This is a genomic window from Desemzia sp. FAM 23989, assembly GCF_045528345.1.
GTDB lineage: Bacteria > Bacillota > Bacilli > Lactobacillales > Carnobacteriaceae > Desemzia.
The window spans coordinates 121,491-145,857 of the sequence record NZ_JBGQQT010000001.1 but is presented as its reverse complement, the minus strand read 5'-3'; the positions used below and the strand labels follow the sequence as shown (position 1 = coordinate 145,857).

Below are 24,367 nucleotides of genomic sequence, written 5' to 3'. Positions count from 1 at the left end.
GACCACTAAAAAGGTCTATTCCTCCTCTTCTTCTACGTTTGCAATTAATTGTTCTATAGAGTGAATAAAGGCATCTCCTCGTACTTCAAAGCTGCGGTATTGATCCCAACTTGCACAAGCAGGTGACAATAGAATAACATCTCCAGCTTCACTAATATCGTAGGCGGCAGGAACTGCTGCCTCGACATTTTGTACAGACAAAATCGTTGGTACCCCAGCTGCCTCACCAGCTTCAGTTATTTTGCCAGCCGTTTCTCCGAAGACGATCAATCCTTTTATACCCTTCAGTTGAGGAATCAAGTCATCAAAATCATTCCCTCTATCTAATCCGCCAGCCAACAGAATAACCGGTTGTTTAAAACCGTTCAATGCATTGATCGTAGCTAAAGAATTGGTAGCTTTAGAGTCATTATAAAATTTTCTTTCTTTAAATTCCGTTACAAACTGAGTACGGTGCTTCACTCCAGCAAAATTGGCCAACACTTGTTGGATAACTTCATTGTCCTGTCCCATTAATTTAGCAACTGCAATAGCTGCCATGGCGTTTTCCAAATTATGCTCACCTGGAACTAAAATACCTTTTTTATCCATGATGACTTCGTTTAAGTAATAAATGGAATCTCCATCAATATAGACACCCTTTTCAACCTTGCCTAGTCTAGAAAATGGAATGATTGTAGCTTTACTCACTTTTGCCAATTCCCGTAGTTCAGGTTGATCCCAGTTGACGATTAAATAATCTTCAGCCGTTTGATTTTCTGTGATTCGCATTTTAGCTGCTACATATTCATCTCTTGTTCCATGATAGTCAATATGAGCAGAATGGATATTAGTGATTACTGCTATATGAGGTCTAAAAGTAGTGATACCCATCAGTTGGAAACTAGACAATTCCATTACAACAGCATCTTTATCTGTTACATTTTGCGCAACTTGACTTGCTGGAGTTCCAATATTTCCTGCTGCAAAAGCTTTTCCATGTGTACGTTTGCCATTCAGCAAATCTGTGATCATTGTTGTTGTAGTGGTTTTACCATTTGTTCCTGTGATCCCAATAATAGGACTTTCTGCAACTTCATAAGCCAATTGGACTTCCGTTAAGACAGGAATGCCTTTTTCGATTGCTTTAGCCACAATTGGGTTATTGTACATAATCCCTGGATTTTTCACAACAAATTCAAAGTCTTCGTCCAACAATTCAACAGGATGTCCGCCAGTAACGACACGAATTCCATCCTCCAACAATTCTTGTGCTTCTGGATTTTCTTCAAAACTTTTATAATCGTTCACAGTCACTAATGCTCCAAGTTTATGCAGCAGCTTAGCTGCATTTACTCCACTCAAAGCCAGTCCTAAAACCAATACTTTTTTATTTTGATACGTCGTTACATCTTTCACGCGAAATCCCCCAGTTCTCTTTCAATGTTAAAGTACAATCCATAGAGTAAGCAGTGCCATCACTAATCCAACTGACCAAAAAGTCAGCACAATTTTCCATTCACTCCACCCACTCATTTCAAAGTGATGATGGATAGGTGCCATTTTAAAGATTCGTTTGTTTCTTATTTTTACAGATCCCACTTGCAGAATTACCGAAGTAGTTTCCATAATAAAAATCAATCCTACTAAAAGAAGTGTCCATTCTTGCTTCAACAAAATAGAGACAGCGGCAAGCCCACCTCCTAAAGCTAATGAACCAACATCTCCCATAAATATTTTGGCCGGTTTTTTATTAAACAGTAAAAATCCGATTAATCCACCAATAACGGCTAAACAAAAAATCAAGACATCTGTTTGTTGTTGATGGAAGGCAATAATAGCGTAAGTTCCATAAGCTACAATACTGGTTCCTGTTGCCAATCCATCCAAACCATCTGTTAAATTAACGGCATTTGAAAAACCGACTAGCCAAAAGATAATAAGTAAGCCATAGAACCAGCCTAAATTAACACCGCCTAAACCAGGAAGGGTTAAGTCACTCGGAAATCCCTGTATACGGTAAACAATATAAAATAACAGTCCTCCTGCTACTTGACCAATCAATTTTTGTAATGATGTTAAACCAAGGTTTCTCTTTTTGATCAATTTAATGTAATCATCCAAGAAACCTAGAACTCCATATAAGACAAGAATAAACATCAATAAACCTAAACTAACTGTAAAAACATTTTGCCAAAGACCACTCCAGATCATAGTTACGATTCCTGAGATGATAAAAACGACTCCGCCCATTGTCGGTGTTCCCGTTTTTACTTCATGCCAAGTCGGTCCTTCTTCTCTAGTAGTTTGTCCTAGTTGTTTGACTCTGAAATACCCGATAACAAACGGCATCAAGATAAGTGTGATTGCAAAACTACTAACTGTTGCAAGTAGCATTTCTTCCCATTGCATAATGATTCGCTCCTAATTTTGCTTTTCATCAGATTGCCTGTCCATCTCTTTGGACAAAGCCCAAGATCATTCTCTTGTTCTCCTTCTGACTTAAAAAACGTGTTTTTTTATGGAGATTCTAGTACAATTTCAATTTGACTTTCCTCAGTCAACAAGGCATTCGGTTCTAAACTTTGCTGAGTGACATAACCATCTCCACTAAAAGTAAACTCTATCCCTGTGATTTCAGAAACTTTTAATACGTCATTTTTTGACCATCCTGTCATATCTGGCATAGTCATCGCTCCATTGGTTAACAGAATAATTCGCTGGTCTTCAATAACGGTCTCATCCGCCAAAGGCAATTGCTGTACTATTGTATCACCATTTCCCACTACGGTCACGTTTAATTGCATTTCTTCTAATTTTGTTAACACGTCGCTTTTGGCTTCACTAGTGACTTTTGGCATGACAATTTGATTCTCTAATCCATTTTGAGCTTCGTCGTCTAAATGCAGGTATTCCAAACCTCTTTTCATTACAGGTTTAAATATCGAAGCCATAATATCTGTAGTTGTTACAGTTGGGTCATTAACAGTCGGGCGTTCCATAGTAATGTACATGACTAATTCCGGATCATCTGCCGGAGCCATTCCCACTACTGAATAAAGAAAATTTTTGCCTCCACTATAGTATTTTCCTGTTTCTGCATTGTAAATTTGTGCAGTTCCGGTTTTAGCTGCAATCTCATATCCATCAATCGCATACTTTTGACCTGTTCCATTTTCGTTGTATACAACTTCTTTTAAATATTCCAACGTTTGATCAGCCGTTTCTTTTGAAACAGGAGTGCCTACTACTTCCGGCTCTACAATAGTTTCTGCTCCTGTGTTTGGGTCCACGTATTTATCAATGAATTGTGGTTTCATCATTTGCCCATCATTCGCGATGGCACTAAATGCTTGCAACATTTGTAAAACCGTTACTGTGAGTCCTTGTCCAAATGCCGTATTAGCTTGATCAATGGCTCGTTTGTATTTGTTTGAACCTGCATTTTCATTGTATAGTCCGGATTCAGTCGATTTGCCTATTCCAAATGCATCCATGTATTCTTTCCATGTTTCAGCACCCATTTGTTGAGCAAGTTTTACAAATGCTACGTTACTAGAACGTGCTAAGCCTTCCAAATAAGTGATTGTTCCCCATCCATTGCGGTTAACATCTCGTATAGGTATTCCAGACACTTCAATGGAACCCGATTCAAAATAAGCATTTGGGTTAAAGACTCCTTCGTTTATTGCTGCTGCAAGAGTCAATGTCTTTAAGGTAGATCCTGGCTCATAAGTATACTCAGCCAGCAAATTCATCCATAGTTCATCGATTCCTTCTTTAGTCGTTCCATTAAAAGAGGGACGCTGAGAAGTTGCAATGATTTTACCTGTTTTCGGATTCATCAAAGTAGCCGTCATTGCCACTGGATTGTATTTATCATCTACCTCTGTCATCACACTTTCCAGTAAAACTTGCATTCGTTTATCCAATGTCAAATAAATGTCTACCCCATCTACAGGATCGATCACTTCTGCTTCTTCATTCGGCAAAGCATATCCAAAACTGTCTTTTTGATACTTCAACTTGCCATCTGTTCCGGTCAATAAATCATTGTAGGTCTGCTCGACTCCCATAAGACCGACCATTTCTTTTCCAGTTTCCGCTTCTCCATCCTCTGCAGTAGGCAATTGTGCCACACCAACTAAATGTGAGGAGAATACTCCATTAGGGTATAGACGAGTAGGCGTTTCTGTAAAAAAGATCCCTGGAAGGTCAGCGGCTTCAATATCACTTTTAATATCATAAGTGAGGTTTTTACCTGCTGTTCCAAATTCAACCTGACTTAGGTCCTGATTCAATTTTTGCAAAATTTCTTCTTCACTCATTGATATGTATTGCGACAATGTTTCTGCAGTTTTTTCTTTGTCGACTACATATTGAGGATTTTTTTTGTTGTTTGACCATTCATCGGTTAACACTGCATACAATGAATAAGAAGTAGCATCCATTGCAACCGGATTCCCTCCTACGTCATAGATGGTACCACGGTTAGCTTCAAGGACACTACTTCTTGTATATAAATTATTCACATTCGTCTCTAAGTTTTCCCCGTTGACTTCCCCTTTAACCATAATATAAGAAAAACGGCCAGCAAATATAGCGTAGATCACTATACAGGCAAAAAATAAGAGAATAGAGATCAGCTTTCTATTTTTTAAAGGATTTCTTTTTTTCATTTCGAGACATTCCTTACATTTTCTTCATTCATTTCTAATCCATGTGCTCTAGCAATTTCATATACCCGATCGTAACGAGACAATTCTTGAACTTCTTGTTCTAGATTAGTATTCACAATAGCGATTTCTTCGATTTCTCGATTAGTATCTTGAACTTCTCGGTTCGAGGTTGCCACCATAATTTCTAGTGAAACACAGGCCACACCCAAAGAAAAAATGATTATACTCGCTACTGTGATAAGAAGTTTTTCAACTTTTGAAAGTTTTTGTTTCTTAGGTTCAGATGTATAAGCAGGTCGTTGCTGCGGTCTTTGAGGGTATACTTGTGGTGCTTGTTCAGGCATCACACTATGTAAGTCTCTAGCTAAATTATTCTCTAATGCCATTAAGATACTTCCTTTCTTCTGAATTCTACAGGGTTATTTTTTGCTTTTCACTTGTTTTTCAGCGATTCTCAATTTTGCGCTTCTCGCTCGATTATTTTGTTCCAGTTCTTCTTCACTAGGCAAAATAGGTTTGCGGGTAATGATTTTTAGTTCAGGCATGTATTCAGTGGGTAATACTGGCAGTCCTGGAGGCAATTCAGGGCCTCTGGCACGATCTTTGTATATTGATTGGACGATTCGGTCCTCTAAAGAATGAAACGTGATCACGCTGATTCTCCCTTTGACAGTTAACAAATCGATAGCTTTTTCCAACGATTCCTCTACCGCTGACAATTCATCATTTACAGCAATCCGTATAGCTTGGAAAGTCCTTTTAGCTGGGTGTCCGCCTTTTCTTCTGGCTGGAGCAGGAATTCCCTCTTTAATCAACTCTACTAATTCTCCAGTTGTTTCAATAGGAGCAATCTCTCGCGCTTTTTCAATTTTTCTGGCGATTTGTTTAGAAAATTTTTCTTCTCCGTAACGATAAAAGATTTTGACTAATTTTTCATAAGGCCATTCATTGACAACAATACGAGCTGTCAGTAGTGAATCAGTATCCATTCTCATATCTAAGGGTGCATCTTGATGGTAACTAAATCCACGCTCAGCTTGATCTAATTGTGGAGAAGAAACTCCTAGGTCGTATAAAATACCATCTACAGCATCAACATTTCGTTCATTCAACTCTTCTGTGATATTTCGGAAATTCGATTTGATAAAAGTGACCATTCCCTTTTCAATATATCCAGCAAGCTTTTCTTTTGCATTTGCGATAGCTGTTTCATCTTGATCAAATGCATATAAGTGACCATTTTCATTTAATTGGGACAACAAATATTCACTATGTCCCGCTCCTCCAAGTGTGCAATCTACATAAATTCCATCAGGAGAAATAGATAATCCATCTACTGTCTCATGCAGTAAGACTGTTTCGTGTTTAAATTCAGGCATCAATATCTCCCTTTCATCTTCTCGAGTAGTTAAAACCCAAAATCGATCATATTTTCAGCGATGTCTTCATAAGATTCTTCTGCTTCCAAAGCATATTCAGACCATCTTTCATTGCTCCAAATTTCAATGCGCTCAGAAACTCCAATGACATGACATTCTTTGTCTAATTTTGCATATTGTCGTAAATTTTGAGGAATGTTGATTCTTCCTTGCTTGTCTAATTCACATTCCGTTGCTGCTGAATAAAAGAAACGTGTAAACTGCCGAGCATCTTTTTTAGCCAACGGCAATTGCTTCAGTTTTTCTTCTAAATCAGACCATTCTTCTTGCGGGTATCCAAATAAACAGCCATCTAAACCACGAGTAATAATAAATTTCTCGCCTAAATCTTCTCTAAATTTAGCGGGCATAATCAAACGGCCTTTTGCGTCGATATTATGCTGGTATTCACCGATAAGCATGTTTACTGTCACCCCTATCATTTTTATTTAAATTCAGTCTACCACAATCCCCCACTTTCCACCACCACAATCCAAAAAAATTCTCAACTTTTTCCGAACCTTATATAACGCTTCCATTACTGACATTACATTAAGATCAGAAATATATCACGAGATTTCTTTTGTCTCATTTTAGTTACTTCCGTTGAAATTTTTTATACATTTAAGAAAAAGAGGCTTTTTTTGCAATTAATGGTACGAAGTGGAGATTCTTTATAGATAGTCGTCAAACTATTTCTTCCATACTTATAATAGCTTTATAATAGGCTCTTCAGATAAAAAACGGTTCTACATCATTTGACGTTGGTAAGTGAAAAAAAATTAATTCCAAACCTTTAAAAAACTCATTCCTAGAAATTTTTAGAGGAATATGGGGTTGCTTATAGTCATGAAAGAGGATGCAATGGGAATTCCTTAACGTTAGCCTTTAGCCGTTACGCTAAGTTTGTTCTGCGCTGCGCATACCATATCCGTACGTCGCTAACGCTCTAACGGCTACGGTAACGCTCGCAAGCCTTGAGACCCGGTTTTCGGCTCAAGCGTTCCCATGGCTTTCCATAAGCAACCCCGTAGGCCGGAGAAAATTTCTTTATCAACGCTAGAAGATGAAGACCCAAAAAAAACAGAGCAGTGAGTTTATCTCACTGCTCTGCTTAAATTCTTTTATGAAGTCTGCAACTTTTCCCACACTCATCCCCTGATGCATTACTCTTTTAAAGAGAAATAACGATAGTAGTGGCTGCTAATCCGTAATATGTAATCATTGAACTGATGAAAACAAAACGCCACCAGCTTTTGAAGAATTTATAATACAGAATTTCCCCTTTTTTTACGGCTAAATACAGTAATAGTATAATGGCGAGAGTAAATATAAAAATAAGGAAATATGGGAAAAGCGACATCCCAAATGTTAAAGAACTGATGATATGGATTCCTACAATTAAATAAGGTACCAACAAGTCTGCCATTTTAACGGTTAACTGCTGCTTCATGAAGTGATGGTTAATTTTCTTATTGAAAAGCACAAATAATATTATTGGCAATAACAACAACACTATGTAGATTGCAACATTAGAATCCATCCACATTTTCTTGTCCCCCGTCCGTTCTTGATCGTTTCTCTATTAAATTGTACAACATTTTCAACTTAATTACTCTAACAATTTGACAACAAAATAGCAAAAAAAATAACCTTAAGAGATATTCTCAAGGTTATTTTTCATTTATCCATTGAATTGACTATTCAATTCGATTAAGCTTCTTTAGATGCTACCTCTTTTCCATCATAGAAACCGCATGATGCACATACGTGATGGCTTTTTTTCAATTCCCCACAGTTAGGGCAAGCGTTCATACCTGGTACTTCTAATTTAAAGTGAGTACGACGTCTATTTTTCTTAGCTTTTGATGTTCTTCTTGCTGGTACTGCCATTCTATACACCTCCTTAAACAATTGTTTCATTTTCTATTTAACCTAGAAACAAGTTAGTCTTCTTCTTGATTACCGGATTCTTCTTGGTTAAAAAAATCTTTCAGACCTGCAAAACGCGGATCTATTGTTTCTTCAGATTTTTTTTCTTCTGAATAATAGTAATCTTCTTCTGAAATTACCGTCCAATTATTTCCGCTTGGCATATTATGAGCTTTCTCTTCTTCTTCAGTAAAAACTTGTAAAGGAAGATTAAGCAAAATCGTGTCTTCGATACTCTCTGACAAGTCGATCCAGTCATGCTCCAAATAGATCACAACATTCTCTTCATCAACAGGTTTTTCATAAGAATCCGATTTTGGAATATAAACTTCATCTATCACAAAATCCATCGGAAATAATACAGGTTCTAGTGATCTTGCAGAAGGAAGTGTTAATTTCAATGAAACATTCATATGAAGAATTAATTCATCATCATTAACAGTTAAGATTCCATCTAAATGAATGGGTGAAACGTCTAATATTTCTTCTTCTCTTTTTACTAAAGATTCTTTCAAATCTACGTTGTCAGAAAAGACGAATGGCTCATTTAGATATCGTTTTAATTCGTTTAGTGACCACTTCATTTTCATTTTTTTCACTCCTAAAGCAACAAAATTTATTATACTAGTGAAAAAATCCTTTGTCAAGATATTTTACCTTACACCTAAAAGTTATATTTTACCTTACACCTAAAAGTTATTTTCAGCTTATTTAAAGCATCTTTTCACTTCTTTTTTTGCAACGGTGAACGATTAAAGTCTTGGTCATCTTGATTTTGTTTCACTGCCAATTGATACACTTTACCTGCTAGAATATCCATTTCCCATAAAGAGTTGTTTTTTTGATTCAAACGACTAATGATCGGTAAAGGAACTTCTTTTTTCACTTCACTTAAATAGCGTTGCCCTTTTTCTGTAAATCCTAACACACGAATAGCCTTCGGACTTCGTAAAGCTTCTTGCATGTCTGTTTTTTTCAATTGCAGCAACACATAGATAAACAATCGTTGCAGGCGCACCCGCGGGTATCGTTTTGTCTTTACCAATTCAATAAAGTGTTCAAAGGAATCGGCTTCAATTGCTTTTTGTTTCAATCGATGCTCAATACCTTCGTTCATTTGGTAAATTTCTCTTAGTTGCTCTTCTGACTGAAGGATCAGTTGATAATTTAAAAAGGGCCAAAATTTTTCCCAATTAGCAAAATCACTTTGTTGAAGGCTATCTAACGTTGCCGGCGGGACAGCTGTTTGAATAGCTGCTAATTTCTCAGAACCTTCAGCAGCTTTCAACAATACTTTTCGCAATGCCGTAGCACTTTGAAAGGGTGTATCCCCCAATTTTTCATCATGATATCCAGATCCAACACGTTTGACTGGATATAGGGTCATGGGCTTAGGATAGCGACTGTTTTCTTTCGCGTAAGCTAATCCTAAGATAGTATTCGGGGCTCCAACATTGAGTTCGTTACCTGGTATAACAGCTCTCACTGCTTGCTGCATTTGAGCCGCATAAGTCTCGCCATTATTCTTCAGCTGCCTGAACTTAGCTTCGATCTCTTTTTCATGGCGATCCCAGTTTTCAGTAAATAGCTGAAATTTCTCTCCGGTACCACTTTCAGTACCAAACGAGAGAGAATCACACTGCAGCGCTTGAAGAAGAGAAACACCGCCTTTAGCGAAATAATCAGCTGGTTGGACACTAAATGCTACCGGCAACTCAATGACCAGATCTGCTCCGGAAGACAACGCCATGTCTGCACGGTGCCATTTATCTACTATTGCGGGTTCTCCACGCTGTAAAAAATTTCCACTCATGACAACGATGATCACTTCAGCCGAAGTCTGTTTTTTAGCCTCTTGTATTTGATACCGATGTCCATTATGGAAAGGATTGTATTCGGCGATAATTCCGCAACTTTTCATAGTTGGTCCACCCTTCTCATTTCATTCAGCAAAAATGAAACCCTATTTTGTTTCTTTGCGGCAAACGAAAAACCAGCGTGTTGAATCATTAAGTATCTTTCCTTTTCCATAATCTGCAGAGACTTCAACTGAAGTAAAACCGGCCTTTTTCAACATTGAAAGATACTGTTTGATTGGATAAGTTCGTTCTTTATGGGTCTCATCAAAACGCTCGTATAAGTCGATCTCCTCTTGGTAAACAAAAAATGTTAAATCGTGTTCAATGGAATGCGGAAATTCTCCTACATAACTTTTCCATAAAAAACTGATTTCTTCGGTTTGATCGTTAAACGTATAGCCGGGAAAAATTTCATCGATCTGATGAATAGAATGTACGTCAAACAGGAACACGCCATCTTCTGTCAAATGTTGGGAGATTTCTTCAAATGTTTTTTGAACAGCTTCTGCATCTGGCAGATAGCAGAGCGAATCGCAATAACATGTCACAGCATCAAACTGTTCTACCACGCTTAAATCCAACATATTGCCAATGATAAAAGGAATCGCCATGTCTACTTCTTCAGCTCGCTCTTTTGCAAGAGCGATCATTTCAGAAGACAGATCCAATCCAGTAACCTGATAGCCTTCTTGTTTCATTTTAATGGCTAAATGACCTGCTCCGCAAGCCAGATCCAATACATTTTCGTGTGTATCAGATAGGTTTTTTTTCGTGAAATCAATCCATAAATCGTATAGCTCTTCATCCATTAAATCATCATAGACTTGAGCGAAAATATTGTAACTCATTCCGTGATCATACCGGAAATATCCACTAAAGGAGCATCGCTCCATAATTTTTCCAAGTTGTAGAATGAACGTTCTGTGTAGTGGAATACATGGACCACAACGTCTCCTAAATCGACTAAGATCCATTTAGCTGAATCTTTTCCTTCGATTTGTTTGACAGAATATCCAGCTTCTTCAACGCTGTCGACGATTGCTTCCGCAATTGCGACAACTTGTCGATCATTATTTCCATGCATGACTACAAAATGATCGGCTAAAAGAGAAATATTTCGTACATCCATTACCATAATATCTTCCGCTCTTTTATCGTCCGCCGCTTTCACTACAAGTTCAAGCAATTCTTTATTTAATTCACTCATGTCTTTCCTCCTATTTGTTTGCTACCCATTTATTGAAAGTAGCCACTGCTTTTGGGTAAATCTTTTTTTTCGTTTGAATCAAATGCATCAATGTCTGTTGCGTTTCATATGTCACAGCTGCTTCTAAATCGTTGGATGCAAGACTTCTTGCTTCGTCTACTCCAGAAAATTTTCTTCCCGGTTCAATAAAATCTGCCACATAAATCACTCGTTCTAATAAAGACATTTCGCTTCTACCAATGGTATGGTAGCGAATCGCATTTAAGATGTCTTCATCCAAGAGGTGAAACTCTTTTTTGGCTATCTCTGCAGCGCATGGTCCATGCCATATATTGCTTCCATAGTCTAACAACTCTTCTTCCAAATGTTCATCAACAATAATCAGTTCTTTCATTTCATGATCAGGTCGCTCTTTAGCGTAATCATGACAAAGAGCTGCAATACTAGCTGCTTCTACTGAGGCGCCGTATTTATCTGCTAATTGTATAGCAGTCTCTTCCACACCTAATACATGCTTGAACCGTTTGGAACTCATCTGTGTCTCCACTTGAGCTGCCAGTTTATCTCTTGACAGCGAGATGAATCGACCTGAATAAACAAGCTGTTCTGGTTTAAGTTTCATAACTATACAACCCTTCTTGATAAATGTACTCAAGAACTTTTTGAGGAATTAAATAATTCACTGTACAGCCGGTGGCAATTTTTTTTCTTAAAGAAGTTGAACTAACGGCTATTTCAGGAACATCTACCCAAATCAAAGGATATTGACTCTCAATCACATATCCCGGTCTTTTGACCCCTACAAATTGAATCAATTGAGCCAATTCATCGATCTTATGCCATTTGGGCAGATAGTTCACCATGTCTGCACCAATAATAAAATAGTATTCTGTATCTGGATTCTGCTGAGTTAACTGCAGCATTGTCTCATAGGTATAGCTTTTTCCGCCACGTTCAATTTCAATCGTTTCAAGATCAAACTTAGGATTGTCTTGAATAGCTCTTTCCACCATTTTTAACCGATGCTCAGCCGCAATTGTTTTCTTAGTATCCACATGCGGCGGAGCAGCGGTAGGCATAAAATAGACTTTGTCTAATCCCAATTGTTGACATACTTGATCGGCAATCATTAAGTGTGCAACATGTGGAGGATTAAAAGTTCCTCCAAGAATACCAACTCTTTTCTTTGTTGTGGTTTCAGCAACTGGTTCACTTAAAACCTGTGTCCGTTTCCCAGAAAAAAACGATTCTTTCACACGACTTCCACTCCTTCTTACCTGTGTGCTCTTAGACGCGTTGCGAAAGGCAGCTCACACTACCGTTTCACAACCACAACTGTTTGGAAAGAACCCTAAACTGTTGTGGTCGTGAAACGTCCGGTGAGCTAAACGCCTTTCTTCACGCTCTTGGTATTTCTAATGATACTTTACGGTATTTTTCTTGCGTCGAAGGTTTGTACAGCACAATTACTCGGCCAATTTTTTGAACGGCTTGACATCCTACTGCCTGTTCAATTTCTTCAGCCACTTCTGGAACTTCTTCATCTGAGTTTTGCAGAATGGATACTTTGATCAATTCTCTTTTTTCTAATGCTTCCCCGATTTGTTTTAACATATCCGGATTCATTCCGTTTTTCCCAATTTGAAAAATAGGATTTAAATGATGTGCTTTACTACGCAAAAAACTTTTTTGTTTTCCTGTTAAGGCCATGCTGATTCTCCATTTCTGTATACGAACTTTTTTATATAATTGACTTTCTGATTAAAACATCGATTCCTTTAGGAGCCCATCCAGCTACTACAACTCCTGGTTCAGGGACTGTTACCCAGCCTAAACCAGCAAATACGATATCTGTCTTTTCTTTGATTGAAAATTCAAAGCGAACAAGTTCTGGGAAAGTATCTTTTTCTTCATTACGAGGCGGTTGCAATAATTCGCCTTTTTGTTTTTGATACAATTCATCTGCTTTTTCTAATTTAGTTCGATGAATATTCAAATCGTTTGAAACGTAACAAGTAAAGGAACTTCTATCCCCTTTGATAAAGTCAAATCGAGCCACTCCACCAAAAAATAAGGTTTGGCCTTCATTCAATTGGTAAACTTTAGGTTTGATCTCTTTTTTAGGAGCAATCAGTTTTAAGTCTTTTGCACCTAAAACATGCGCCATTTGATGACGATGAATAATTCCCGGTGTGTCAATCAATGAATTACCATCTTCTAAAGGAATTTCTATTTGATCCAACGTTGTACCTGGGAATTGAGACGTTGTAATCAAATCTTTTACTCCAGCAGAAGTATTGATGATTTGATTGATCAAGCTGGATTTCCCAACATTCGTGACACCGACTACGTAAACATCTTTTCCGTTACGATATTGTTCGATCATCTCTTTTAAGTGTTCTACTTCATCGGCTTTCATTGCACTAGTCAAAACAACATCTGTCGGTCGCAGACCAGCTTCATGAGCTCTTTCGCGTAACCATTGAGTCAAGCGTCCTCTTTTTTGTGATTTTGGCAATAAGTCTACCTTATTTCCAACCAGCAATACTGGATTTTTCCCAACAAAACGGTGCAATCCAGGAATCAAACTACCATTAAAATCGAACACATCTACTACGTTGACAATCAAGGCATCTTTAGAGCCTATTTCATTCAATAATTTTAGAAAATCATCATCTGTCAAATGAACATCTTGAATTTCATTGTAGTGACGCAATCTAAAACAACGTTGGCAATAAACTTCGCCCGTTTCTAAGCCTTTTTCTAAAGCTGTTTTTGGAGTATAACCCGCTTTAGTTTTATCAGTGGTTTGCAGCAGAGCACCGCATCCAATGCACCGAATTTCTTCTTCAGTCTTTAACTCTGTCTTTGTCATGTATCGATGTCCTCCATCTCATGTTTGGATCTTTTTTAATTAGGTGATTCATAATGTGCAACTCAAAGAAACGATTGATCTTGGTGTTCCAGGCATCTGAATTGAGAATCGGCTTCACTAAGACATTTCGGATTCCGGCAAGATTGGCGCCCCAAATATCTGTCATGATCTGATCTCCCACCATTAAAATCTCTTCTTTCGACAATTCTAATCCTCTAGTCGCTTCATTAAAACCTTTAGACAGCGGCTTCAATGCTCTGGCAACGTAACGCACACCTAATACATCTGCTACACGTTTCACTCGTTCATCGTTGTTGTTTGAAAGGATAACGATTGGTATATCAGCTGTTTTCATGGCTGAAATCCAAGCGATCAATTCTTCGGTACCATTTGGATTATTCCAGGCAATCAGTGTATTGTCTAAATCTGTTAACACCGCTTTTATGCCGTGCTCATTTAATTGTTCTGGTGTAATTTGGTAGATTGCTTCTACCATCCATGTTGGCTTAAATAAATTTAACATAACATCTCCCTACCCATTAAAATAGGAGCACTTCGTTCAGTACTCCCATAGTCTTCTATATTTTTATTATACGCAAAAAAGAAGGAATTTCAATTTTTGCTTTAATTCTTATGCTTCCTCTGGTGGATGTTGTTTAAACTTCTTAAAGAAGTTTAGTTTTGCCGATTCAATATACATTCGACGTTTTAAAGTAACCCCATCATTGCAGTCCAGCGGGTTAGATACTTTTCCAGTTTTGTAAAATCCTTTGATTTTATCTTTTAGGATTGGGTCTTTAATGTATTTCAACAGCAGCCTTTTAGGGACTACGTTAAAGAGTGCTTCATTTTTGACGATAGTCGGTTCAATCGGTTCCTTAGTCAGCCAGTCTTTAATATAGTAGGCAGCTACGTTTTCTCCAGCAGCACAGACATAATAATGACTAACCCCTAATCGGCCATTCAATTCAAAAAACTTGTATTGTCCATCACGAGCATCGTATTTCAAGTCATAATTTGAAAAGGCATCAAAGCCGAACTCTTCGACTAATTTACGTACATTCTCATACACGCTTTCTTCTTCACGCGATAAAATGGCTAAATGATTTCCGATTCCTGATGGCGTGTGGTCTTCTAGTAGAATTTGTCCAAAGGAAATCAATTTCACTTTTCCATCTTGGATAGAACGGTATGCGGTAACCACAGCTTGTGTGCTGTCATCTCCGGGAATGTACTCCTGAAGAGCTACTTCGCCTTGATAGCCGCCTTTGCGCATAGCTTCAAAACTTTGTCTGTATTCTTCCTGATTCTCTAAGATGTACACTTTTTTCTTTCCTTCAAAATGTAAATCTTGATAATTTTGAGAAGTAATAGGTTTCATGACAATCGGAAATTCAAATGGCAGCTCTGCTTCAAATTCAGCACTGATTTTTGTCTTTGGATAGGGCACATTTAGCTTTTCACACGCTTCATAAAAATATTGCTTATCTGTAGCTCGTTTAAATACATTTTCGTCCACATAAGGAACTATCCAATTTTTAGGAAATCGTTCCTTATTGACGATCACAAATTCAGCATACAGATCGTCGCTTCCAAAAATAATTTTAGGGATATCCGGCGTTTCATTTTCCAACTTATTGACTTCATCAAATAGCACTTTTTCTTCTTTGATATCTGGCAAAACGTGGTATTCAAAAAAAGGCACGTCAGCAACAGGACCAATAATTCGCGAACAAAAGACATGGACTTTTATTTTATACTCTTCGTACAAAGAACGTCCAATCCCATAAGCTCCACGACTACCTCCAAGTACTACCGGTATAAATGTTTGTTTCATTACTATCATAGCCTTTCTTGATTATATATGATGCTTATTGTAAGTTTCTAGGTTCTTGATGACATGGAATGCATCACCTTCGTATTCAACATAGCCGTTTCCCACTCGTTGATTTATTTCTGCACCTTTCCCAACCACAGCAACGACAGTCGGCATCTCGATATGGCTCATTGCTTTACGGATAGCTTCTGCACGATCTTCAATAATTTCATAAGATCCGTTTTCAGCTATTACAGCTTCCGCTACTTGTTCAGAAATTGAGCGGACAGATTCATTGGCTGGATCATCCTCTGTAATATACACCATATCTGCAATGCGTCCCGCTACTTCCCCCATCTCTTTACGGCGGTTAAAAGCTTTGCCTCCTGGACAACCAAATACAGCGATCATTTGATGATTTGGATACTCTTTTTTCAACGAATTGAATAATACTTCAAAGCTTAATCGATTGTGAGCATAGTCTACGATTCCTACTAAATTAGTATCATGGCTCGTATACAATTCCATGCGTCCTTTTGCTCGAGCTTTCAACAAGCCTGACTTGATATACTCTACCGGGATCTCCAATACGTACATTGCAGCAATTGCAGCTAGAGCATTTTCAACATTGAATAATCCAGCAATTCCTAAAGTCATTTTTTCTGTATACTGAGGAGTACGAACATCAAAAGTAATGTGGTGATCCTCTTTTTGAACGTTGTATCCATAAACATCAGCTTTTTCATTGTGTTGGCTAAACGTAACAACTTTATTGGCTTGTTTAGCGGCATTCTCTATTCTTGCAAGATAATCCGTATCCAAGTTCAAACAAATGGTTTTTGATTGCTTAAACAATAAGAGTTTTGAATTTAAATAATCGTCCATGTCACTGTGTTCTAAAGGACTTAGATGATCTTCCGATATATTCAGAAAAATTCCTATCTCAAAATCCAGGCCTTTTGTCCGATCGTATTTTAATGCTTGGCTGGAAACTTCCATTTCAAAAAATTCTACTCCAGAATCCACTGCCGTTCTAAAATTTTGTTTTAATACCATAGCTTCAGGTGTGGTCATACGAGAAGAAGCTTTCGTTACCCCATCATAGTTTTCTACTGAAGAGAAATAAGCAGAATTTTTTTTCTGATTGGCTACCAGATAGTCATCTAAGATAGAACGAATAAAGTTCGTAGTCGTTGTTTTTCCTTTTGTACCTGTCACACCCACTAAGGTCAAATCTTTTTCTGGAAAATCAAAGAATAAAGAACTTAACAAAGCCATAGCTTCGCGTATATCCGTTACTAAGATCACCGGTGCATCTACATCATATTCCACTTCGCTCACATAAGCTACAGCACCATATGAAACTGCTTGTCTCAAATACTCTTCTTTAAAATTTGCTCCTTTACAAATAAACAAAGAAGGGTCACTGACTTCTCTTGAGTCATAAGTCATCTGTAAAATGACATTCTCAGTAATCATCGAGTTTTGGTCAATGGTTGTTTTGATCAGAATATCATTTGCAACTAATTGATTGATGTATTCTTGTACTTTTAAAGCTTTCATGTATCCATAACTCCCTTTGCTTAAACTAATGGTTGAGTCCGTCGTGCCAGTTCCACTGTTTTCCGAACCAAAACATCATCAGCATCTACTACATTACTCTTCTTTTTGTGGTCGTAACTATTGAAGATAGATAATTCAGTGCATCCCAGCACTACATAATCACACTGTTCCGCTTCGAAACAGGACACCATCTTATTGTAACGAGGCATATTGATATTGGAATTTTGCTTGATATCTACATAGATCAAGTCGTTAACGATTTTTTGCAACTCTTTGTTCGGTACGTAAGAAGCAAATCCAGCTTCATTGAGTTTATCTTCATAGATTTTTGATTCGATCGTACCTTCAGTGGCAGCAATCCCGATTTTCATCCCTGGTTTTGCTCCCCGTACCATCAGTTCTTTAACTGTTTCATCAATCATGTTTAAAAAAGGAACATTGATCAATTGGGCTAATTCATCGTAAAAGAAATGTGCCGTATTGCAGGGCATCACAATAAAATCAGGCTCCATCGCTGCCAGTTTTTGCAAACCAGAAGCTAGCACAGGAATTGGGTTTGGCGCGCTTTTGTCTAAAATATATTCCGTACGATCCGGAATACTAGCTTTATTGTATACAACATAGTTTAAATAATCTTGGTCTTTATTAGCAGCAGATAACCGGTTTAGTTCCTGAATAAAATTTTCAGTTGCTAAAGTTCCCATACCACCTAAGACAGCAAATAAATGTTCACTCATCCGCTTCTACTCCTTAAGTTAACTTAAGTTTAACAAACTTCTATTCATTATAACAAAATATTCTACTGATTTCATAAATATGAGAGGGCAAACAGATAAAAACACCCATTTACTCTAAAAAACTGTAGCAGTTTCTAAAACTTGACGTGCCAAACAGGCCCTTTATCAAATACAGCGAACGAATACGAAAGGGATTTTATCATTATGGACAAAATAAAACAACCGATGCAGAAATACGACTATTTCTGCATCGGTTGATTGCTTAATCTTGAAGTAGTTCAAATATTTCTATGGCTACGATGTCGATATCATCAAATTGATATACTTGACCGGTTGCTCTTTCTTCTAGTTCATAGATTCCTGCTTTTCCATCATAAGTAATCAAACAGCGCTCAGCGCCCTCTTTTTCAAAACGACGAACTTGTACTTCTCCGTCTGTGCCTTCTTGCATAGCTTCTAATCTTCGTATAATGGCTGTTAATTGTGAAGACTTCATGATTCGTGCCCCTTTCAAACTTGACTCAGTACCATTTTAACAGATTTTATTGCAAATAACACTATACTCACTTGTCTTTTATGAAAAAAAATATCCATCGTCTCTATATCCCTGTTAAATAAAGCTTTCCTCATCATCCAGTACTCACATTTGCCCCACAATTATGATAATTAAATGATAGACACATCCTTAGAATAATCAATTATTATTCCATTAACTGATATCTAATAAAAAAAGAGCTGCAATCATTTCGTCGCAGCTCCTGATAAAATGAACCTAATCAATTTTCCCACCATAGTTTGATCAAAGCTTGAGTTCCATCATTGCCATTCCCTTTGCCTTCTAATTCTTCATAAAGTTTTTCAGCAAGAGCAGTAGCGGGTAAATTAAGATTCATTCTTTTGGCTTCATCTAGAACGATCTTCAAATCTTTCACAAAATGTTTGATGAAAAAACCTGCAGAATAATCTTCTTTTAAGATACGAGGTCCATAATTAGAAAGCGACCAATTTTGAGCGCTCCCTCCTCCAACGGTGTCCAAGACTTTTTCTATGTCTAACCCTGCTGCTTTTGCGTAAACCAACAGCTCTGTCATTCCAGTCATTGTACCTGCAACCATGATTTGATTTGCCATCTTGGTGTGTTGCCCGCTGCCAGCAGACCCTTGCAGATTTAATTTCCCAGAAAACTCTTCAAGAATCGGCTTCACACTATCAAAAACTGGTTCATCTCCACCTACCATAATCGTTAACGTTCCATTTTTCGCGCCTAAATCTCCTCCTGACACAGGAGCATCTAAAACAGCGATTCCTTTTTCTATACCGGTTTGATAAATTCTATTTGCTAGTGTTGGGGTGCTGGTCGTCATATCAATTAAGATATGTCGTTTTGTAGCTGTTTTAAATATTCCGTTTTCGCCATAATACACTTCTTCTACGTCCGACGGGTAACCTACGATGGTGAAGATCACTTCTGCATTTTCAGTTACTCCAGCAGGCGTATTTTGCCATTTAGCCCCCAACTCTATCAACTCACTAGCTTTGCTTTTAGTACGGCTATAAATTTGCACCTCATATCCTGCTGACAATAAATGTTTCACAATTGACGTACCCATTACGCCAGTCCCAATAAACCCTATTTTTTTCTTCGTCATTGATCTATCTCCCCCAATTTATTCTTATAGTGCATCAATTATACCATTTAATGTTGCCCAATAGTCATTACCCAGACATCAAAAGAAGCTTCTACTTCTTGTCGTGAAGGAACTCGCTTTCTAGTTGCTGTTGTTGATAGAACTCTAGCCATAATGCTGCTAACCGTTCTTCAGAATAATAGTGGTTCCCTTCTACAGCTTGCTGTTTCAGTTCAACATACGCATCAGGTTCATTTTTCAAGCGGGATATAGCTTCTTTCATACTCGATCTATCAGCACTAGGAAGATAATAGCCTTTCAAAACTGGTTCATAAAGCGGTAAATCTCTTAACATCACTGGAGTATTACTAGCGAAAGATTCTAATATACACATTGGAAACAGCTCTTCATAAGAAGGCAACAAGAATAAATCAGCCAGGTTGTAGTAGTCCCGCATTTCATCACGCTGAATAATCCCGGTAAAGGACAAGTTTTTTGGCGGTTGCTCCATTATTTTTTTAAACTTCTCATAACCATCCGTGATTTTCCCAAATGAAAATCCGCCAGCCCAAATAAATTGCACATCCGGCATCTCTTCTGCTAATTTCACAAAATCATAGACTCCTTTACGTTCTTGCACTTGACCGGCACCAAAAACAACAAATTTCTCTGCAGAAATTCCTTTAGCTTCTCTGAGTTGTTTTTTTTGTTCTGGCAAGTAAGCAAAAAAATCCTTTTTCGCTACAAAATTAGGAATATATGTAATTTTATTTTCAGCAATTCCGTATTTCTTTAATTCTTCAATAAAAATAGGATTTACCACAACTAAATGGTCCATCCTTTTATAAAAAGATATGACGTATTTGTAAAAAGTATTTTCTATGATACGCGGTAAATGAATACTGCCTTTAAGAGTAGACGGTAAAAAATGCACATACCCTATCTTTCTTCCAAATCGCTTTCTAAAAAAAGTGCTGAGATAAAAAGGCAGGTCAATAGTGTGGTAGTGACTGATAGCCGTTTTAGAATATTTATTGATCGATAATTCGATAGAATGAGGATGGTACTTCCTTAACAGTTGAATCAGCTCTAAATAAGCGCTCCCCACTCCTTGTCCTTGTACTTTATCAGCAGAAGAAAACATATTTACTTGAAGCATTTTTTACCCTCTCCTTACTGATTTTCGATAAACTTTTGAATCCACTTGTTTTTCTTGATTGTGGATGTGTATCGCCTCTTCGTAATACTGCAATACCTCTTCCCCAAAAACGGTCGCTGAGATAGAGTTTAACAAGTTTTTTCTTTCTTTTGTAGTTGTTTCTTGTTTCTTATCATTGGTTAAATACTCAATGATCGTTTGTCCCAGTTCTTCATCTTTTTGATAAGTTTTACCCAATTTACCACTGTAGATCAACATATCGGTATACGAACTGGATCTTGCGACAATATCTGTTCCTGCCGCGATAGCTTCAATATAAGTAAGACCTTGAGATTCAGAAGTTGACGCATTCACATATAGATCTGATGCTTGATAATAAGCATTTACTTCATCGACGCTTACTTCTCCAGCAAATCGAATCGAATAATCGATTCCCAATTCATGGCTCAATTGTTCCAATGCACCTCGAATAGGCCCATCTCCGACAACGATTAATTTAGCGGTCGGAAACTCAGCCAATACTGTTGGAAAAGCACGCAAGATAGCTTGGATATTTTTTTCTTGCGCTAACCTGCTTAATGACAACAATACCAGCTCATCTTCTGAAATAGCTAATTTCTGGCGGATATCACGTGTAGATTTGGCACTTAATTTCTTCAAATTAACCCCAGTTGGAATCACTTTAATGCTTCTGGTAACGCCATAAGAAATCAATTTATTTTTTGCTTTTTCACTCGGGGCAATAACCCCAGCAGTTTGATTGCAAAAATACTTCGAAACCAATTTTACATGTGAGGGTCTGAGGACTTTCCCTTTTGCCACGTAATGCAAATAATCTTCATACATCGTATGGTACGTATGAACACAAGGAATGTTCAGTTGGCGCGCTACATACTTACCTGTCATTCCCAAACTGAATTCCGTATGAGTATGCACTAAATCAAGTTTCAATTCCTTTGAAGTTTTTAGCGCACTAAGCATTCCGCGAAATGCTACACGTCGATCTTTGAATGAGAAAAAAGGGATGCTCGAAAAGCGGACAATGTTGGGCTCAGATTTCTGCGCCATGGGATCTGTCGTAGTAAAAATAATCACTTCATGTCCATGTTCTTCCAACTCTTCTTTAAGCGTTTGGATTGAAGTAGCAACACCACTAACTTGCGGGAAATACGAATCAGTGAAAATTCCAATTCTCATTTATTTTCACTCCTTTAATAAGATTATACGTTTTTTTTATAAAAAAAACAGTTTATATACTGTAAAAATTCTATGTAAACTTATTTCTATTTATCACCATCTTACCTTATCATATAAAAATTAAAAACTTATCCAACTTTAGCATGAAAAAAGATAATATTTTTAGTCTATACACAAAAAGGTTCATTAGGCTTATCTCCTAATGAACCTTTTCTATTTGTTTCAATTAGCGTTATTTCACGTATTCTTCAACCAATGCAACAACTTCATCAGCAGTATCACAATCATTGATTGCTTTTTCTGCAAGTTCAGTCATCTTAGTAGAATCTAATTTTTTCATTAAGCTGCGTGTTTTTAACACACTTGAAGCACTCATTGAAAATTCGTCTAATCCTAATCCTAACAATAATGGAACAGCCGTTTGATCTCCAGCCATTTCTCCGCACATACCAGCCCATTTGCCCTCTTTGTGAGCTGAATCAATTACATTTTTAATCAAACGTAAAATTGATGGGTTATATGGTTGATACAAGTAAGAAACACGTTCGTTCATACGGTCAGCAGCCATTGTGTATTGAATCAAGTCATTCGTTCCAATACTAAAGAAATCAACCTCTTTAGCAAATTTATCTGCAATCACAGCTGCAGCTGGAATTTCAATCATGATACCAACTTGGATAGAATCAGAAACTTCAATACCTTCATTGATCAAGTTTTCTTTTTCTTCCATCAAAATAGCTTTCGCTTCACGGAATTCAGCTAAAGTAGCGATCATAGGGAACATGATACGTAAGTTACCATGAACTGAAGCACGTAATAGCGCACGCAATTGTGTTCTAAACATATCAGATTCATTTAAACTAATACGAATCGCCCGATATCCTAAGAACGGGTTCATTTCATGAGGCAAGTCTAAGTATGAAAGTTCTTTATCCCCGCCGATGTCCATTGTACGGACAACAACTGGTTTGCCTTCCATACTTTCTAATACTGTTTTGTAAGCTGTGTATTGATCATCTTCTGTAGGGAAATCTGTAGAATCCATGTATAAGAATTCTGTACGGTATAAACCAACAGCTTCAGCACCGTTATTGTGAACTCCGTCTAAATCTTTAGGCGTTCCAATATTAGCAGCTAATTCAATGTGTTTTCCGTCAGAAGTAACCGTAGCTTCTTCTTTTAATTTATCCCATTCAGCTTTTTGAGCTTCAAAAGCTTCAGCTTTTTTAGCATACACTTCAATAGTATCAGTATCTGGTTTAATGTAAACTTCGCCTTCTAAACCGTCTACAATAATTTCGTCTCCATCTACTACACGTTGAGTGATTTCTTTAGAACCAACAATTGCAGGGATTTCAAGAGAACGCGCCATAATCGCAGAATGTGAAGTACGACCTCCAACATCTGTAACAAAAGCTTTTACGTATTTACGGTTTAATTGAGCTGTATCACTTGGCGTCAAATCATGCGCCACAACAATCACTTCTTCATCGATTGTTGAAGGACTTGGCAATTTAACTCCTAATAGATGTGCTAGAACACGTTTACGGACATCTTTGATATCTGCAGCACGTTCTTGCATGTAAGGATTGTCTTCCATGCCTTCGAATATAGCGATGAATGTATCTGTTGCTTCTTGCAAAGCACTTTCTGCATTGATTTTGTTGTCTTTAATGTTGCTTTCAATCGTTCCAATTAAATCAGGATCAGAAAGCACCATTAAATGAGCATCGAATACTTGCGCTTCTTCTTCTCCTAGGCTTTTTGCAGCATTTTCACGGATCTGTTCAAGTTCCCCTTTAGCTTTCGCTACAGCGTCGCTTACACGTTGAATTTCCTTTTCAGAATCTTCAACTGTTTTTTTGGTGAAAGTTAGATCAGGTTCAATGAGCATATAGGTTTTTGCTGTGGCAATACCATCACTTGCTGCAATCCCTTTCAACACTTCTACCATTATTCAGATAAGCCTTCTTTCTTCATTGTTTCCTCAATACCGTTGATTGCTTCAGCTTCGTCTGCACCTTCCGCAGTGATGGCAACGTCAGCACCTTGTCCAACACCTAAAGACATTACGCCCATGATTGATTTTAAGTTTACTGATTTACCTTTGTATTCAAGGTTGATATCTGAGTTGTATTTACTTGCTGATTGTACTAATAGTGTAGCTGGACGTGCGTGGATTCCTGTTTCAGCTACGATATGAAATTCGCGTTTTTCCATAATTGGTTATTCCCCTTTATTTCGAGTATTTTTTTATGAGAGTCAGATTCAGCTGTTTTTTTACTGAAACCAGTAATTTCAACGACCAAAAATAACCC

General features: G+C 37.5%; 26 protein-coding genes. All 26 read right to left on the bottom strand.

Going from position 1 to position 24,367, the window contains the following annotated elements; genetic code table 11:
- Positions 1 to 15: 15 nt before the first annotated feature.
- On the bottom strand, positions 16 to 1,398 hold the full coding sequence (gene murD / locus ACEN36_RS00655; RefSeq protein ID WP_407125763.1) for a UDP-N-acetylmuramoyl-L-alanine--D-glutamate ligase: 1,383 nt from the start codon (positions 1,396 to 1,398) through the stop codon (positions 16 to 18).
- Positions 1,399 to 1,425: 27 nt separating this feature from the next.
- Positions 1,426 to 2,391, bottom strand: coding sequence for a phospho-N-acetylmuramoyl-pentapeptide-transferase (mraY, locus tag ACEN36_RS00650; RefSeq protein ID WP_407102486.1), 966 nt, complete (start codon positions 2,389 to 2,391; stop codon positions 1,426 to 1,428).
- Positions 2,392 to 2,498: 107 nt separating this feature from the next.
- Positions 2,499 to 4,658: a penicillin-binding transpeptidase domain-containing protein gene (locus ACEN36_RS00645; protein ID WP_407102487.1), complete on the bottom strand. Its 2,160-nt coding sequence runs from the start codon at positions 4,656 to 4,658 to the stop codon at positions 2,499 to 2,501.
- Positions 4,655 to 5,044 carry a cell division protein FtsL gene (gene ftsL / locus ACEN36_RS00640; protein ID WP_407125762.1) on the bottom strand — a complete coding sequence of 130 codons (390 nt, stop codon included), beginning with the start codon at positions 5,042 to 5,044 and terminating at the stop codon, positions 4,655 to 4,657. Before ftsL ends, ACEN36_RS00645 begins: the two co-directional genes overlap by 4 nt.
- 33 nt (positions 5,045 to 5,077) lie before the next feature.
- Complete coding sequence (gene rsmH, locus ACEN36_RS00635) at positions 5,078 to 6,037, bottom strand: 16S rRNA (cytosine(1402)-N(4))-methyltransferase RsmH (RefSeq protein WP_407102488.1); 960 nt, start codon at positions 6,035 to 6,037, stop codon at positions 5,078 to 5,080.
- Between the two features lie 29 nt (positions 6,038 to 6,066).
- A complete protein-coding gene (gene mraZ / locus ACEN36_RS00630) occupies positions 6,067 to 6,498 on the bottom strand; it encodes a division/cell wall cluster transcriptional repressor MraZ (RefSeq protein WP_407102489.1) in 432 nt (143 codons plus the stop codon).
- A 752-nt stretch (positions 6,499 to 7,250) separates the two neighbouring features.
- Positions 7,251 to 7,625, bottom strand: a complete 375-nt coding sequence (locus ACEN36_RS00625) for a DUF3397 family protein (protein WP_407125761.1) — start codon at positions 7,623 to 7,625, stop codon at positions 7,251 to 7,253.
- A gap of 164 nt (positions 7,626 to 7,789) precedes the next feature.
- Positions 7,790 to 7,969 (bottom strand): 50S ribosomal protein L32, encoded by a 180-nt coding sequence (rpmF, locus tag ACEN36_RS00620; RefSeq protein WP_407095540.1) that lies wholly within the window; start codon positions 7,967 to 7,969, stop codon positions 7,790 to 7,792.
- Positions 7,970 to 8,022: 53 nt separating this feature from the next.
- Complete coding sequence (locus ACEN36_RS00615) at positions 8,023 to 8,598, bottom strand: YceD family protein (protein WP_407102491.1); 576 nt, start codon at positions 8,596 to 8,598, stop codon at positions 8,023 to 8,025.
- A gap of 134 nt (positions 8,599 to 8,732) precedes the next feature.
- The gene (locus ACEN36_RS00610) at positions 8,733 to 9,929 is read right to left on the bottom strand and encodes a nucleotidyltransferase (protein WP_407125760.1); all 1,197 of its coding nucleotides are present in this window, start codon (positions 9,927 to 9,929) and stop codon (positions 8,733 to 8,735) included.
- Between the two features lie 42 nt (positions 9,930 to 9,971).
- A complete protein-coding gene (locus ACEN36_RS00605; protein ID WP_407095543.1) occupies positions 9,972 to 10,715 on the bottom strand; it encodes a class I SAM-dependent DNA methyltransferase in 744 nt (247 codons plus the stop codon).
- Positions 10,712 to 11,074 (bottom strand): ribosome silencing factor, encoded by a 363-nt coding sequence (gene rsfS, locus ACEN36_RS00600; protein ID WP_407095544.1) that lies wholly within the window; start codon positions 11,072 to 11,074, stop codon positions 10,712 to 10,714. Before rsfS ends, ACEN36_RS00605 begins: the two co-directional genes overlap by 4 nt.
- Before the next feature lie 10 nt (positions 11,075 to 11,084).
- Positions 11,085 to 11,696 (bottom strand): bis(5'-nucleosyl)-tetraphosphatase (symmetrical) YqeK, encoded by a 612-nt coding sequence (yqeK, locus tag ACEN36_RS00595; RefSeq protein WP_407095545.1) that lies wholly within the window; start codon positions 11,694 to 11,696, stop codon positions 11,085 to 11,087.
- Positions 11,686 to 12,330 carry a nicotinate-nucleotide adenylyltransferase gene (locus tag ACEN36_RS00590; protein WP_407095546.1) on the bottom strand — a complete coding sequence of 215 codons (645 nt, stop codon included), beginning with the start codon at positions 12,328 to 12,330 and terminating at the stop codon, positions 11,686 to 11,688. The genes yqeK and ACEN36_RS00590 overlap by 11 nt, the downstream gene beginning before the upstream one ends.
- Positions 12,331 to 12,472: 142 nt before the next feature.
- Positions 12,473 to 12,784, bottom strand: a complete 312-nt coding sequence (yhbY, locus tag ACEN36_RS00585; protein ID WP_407095547.1) for a ribosome assembly RNA-binding protein YhbY — start codon at positions 12,782 to 12,784, stop codon at positions 12,473 to 12,475.
- Between the two features lie 31 nt (positions 12,785 to 12,815).
- On the bottom strand, positions 12,816 to 13,949 hold the full coding sequence (yqeH, locus tag ACEN36_RS00580) for a ribosome biogenesis GTPase YqeH (protein ID WP_407102494.1): 1,134 nt from the start codon (positions 13,947 to 13,949) through the stop codon (positions 12,816 to 12,818).
- Complete coding sequence (locus ACEN36_RS00575; protein ID WP_407125759.1) at positions 13,924 to 14,472, bottom strand: YqeG family HAD IIIA-type phosphatase; 549 nt, start codon at positions 14,470 to 14,472, stop codon at positions 13,924 to 13,926. Before ACEN36_RS00575 ends, yqeH begins: the two co-directional genes overlap by 26 nt.
- A gap of 108 nt (positions 14,473 to 14,580) precedes the next feature.
- Positions 14,581 to 15,786 carry a carbamoyl phosphate synthase-like protein gene (locus tag ACEN36_RS00570; RefSeq protein WP_407125758.1) on the bottom strand — a complete coding sequence of 402 codons (1,206 nt, stop codon included), beginning with the start codon at positions 15,784 to 15,786 and terminating at the stop codon, positions 14,581 to 14,583.
- Positions 15,787 to 15,807: 21 nt separating this feature from the next.
- A complete protein-coding gene (locus ACEN36_RS00565) occupies positions 15,808 to 17,328 on the bottom strand; it encodes a Mur ligase family protein (RefSeq protein WP_407125757.1) in 1,521 nt (506 codons plus the stop codon).
- A gap of 20 nt (positions 17,329 to 17,348) precedes the next feature.
- Positions 17,349 to 18,065, bottom strand: coding sequence for an aspartate/glutamate racemase family protein (locus ACEN36_RS00560; protein ID WP_407125756.1), 717 nt, complete (start codon positions 18,063 to 18,065; stop codon positions 17,349 to 17,351).
- Between the two features lie 262 nt (positions 18,066 to 18,327).
- Positions 18,328 to 18,561 (bottom strand): YkuJ family protein, encoded by a 234-nt coding sequence (locus tag ACEN36_RS00555; RefSeq protein WP_204210536.1) that lies wholly within the window; start codon positions 18,559 to 18,561, stop codon positions 18,328 to 18,330.
- Between the two features lie 280 nt (positions 18,562 to 18,841).
- A complete protein-coding gene (locus ACEN36_RS00550) occupies positions 18,842 to 19,714 on the bottom strand; it encodes an NAD(P)-dependent oxidoreductase (protein ID WP_407095553.1) in 873 nt (290 codons plus the stop codon).
- Between the two features lie 91 nt (positions 19,715 to 19,805).
- Entirely contained in the window at positions 19,806 to 20,852 is a 1,047-nt protein-coding gene (locus tag ACEN36_RS00545; protein ID WP_407095554.1) for a glycosyltransferase family 4 protein, read from the bottom strand.
- Positions 20,853 to 20,855: 3 nt separating this feature from the next.
- The gene (locus ACEN36_RS00540) at positions 20,856 to 22,049 is read right to left on the bottom strand and encodes a glycosyltransferase family 4 protein (RefSeq protein ID WP_407125755.1); all 1,194 of its coding nucleotides are present in this window, start codon (positions 22,047 to 22,049) and stop codon (positions 20,856 to 20,858) included.
- A 232-nt stretch (positions 22,050 to 22,281) separates the two neighbouring features.
- Positions 22,282 to 24,003, bottom strand: coding sequence for a phosphoenolpyruvate--protein phosphotransferase (gene ptsP / locus ACEN36_RS00535; protein ID WP_407095556.1), 1,722 nt, complete (start codon positions 24,001 to 24,003; stop codon positions 22,282 to 22,284).
- Positions 24,003 to 24,269 (bottom strand): phosphocarrier protein HPr, encoded by a 267-nt coding sequence (locus tag ACEN36_RS00530; RefSeq protein ID WP_204210516.1) that lies wholly within the window; start codon positions 24,267 to 24,269, stop codon positions 24,003 to 24,005. The genes ptsP and ACEN36_RS00530 overlap by 1 nt, the downstream gene beginning before the upstream one ends.
- Between the last annotated feature and the right edge of the window lie 98 nt (positions 24,270 to 24,367).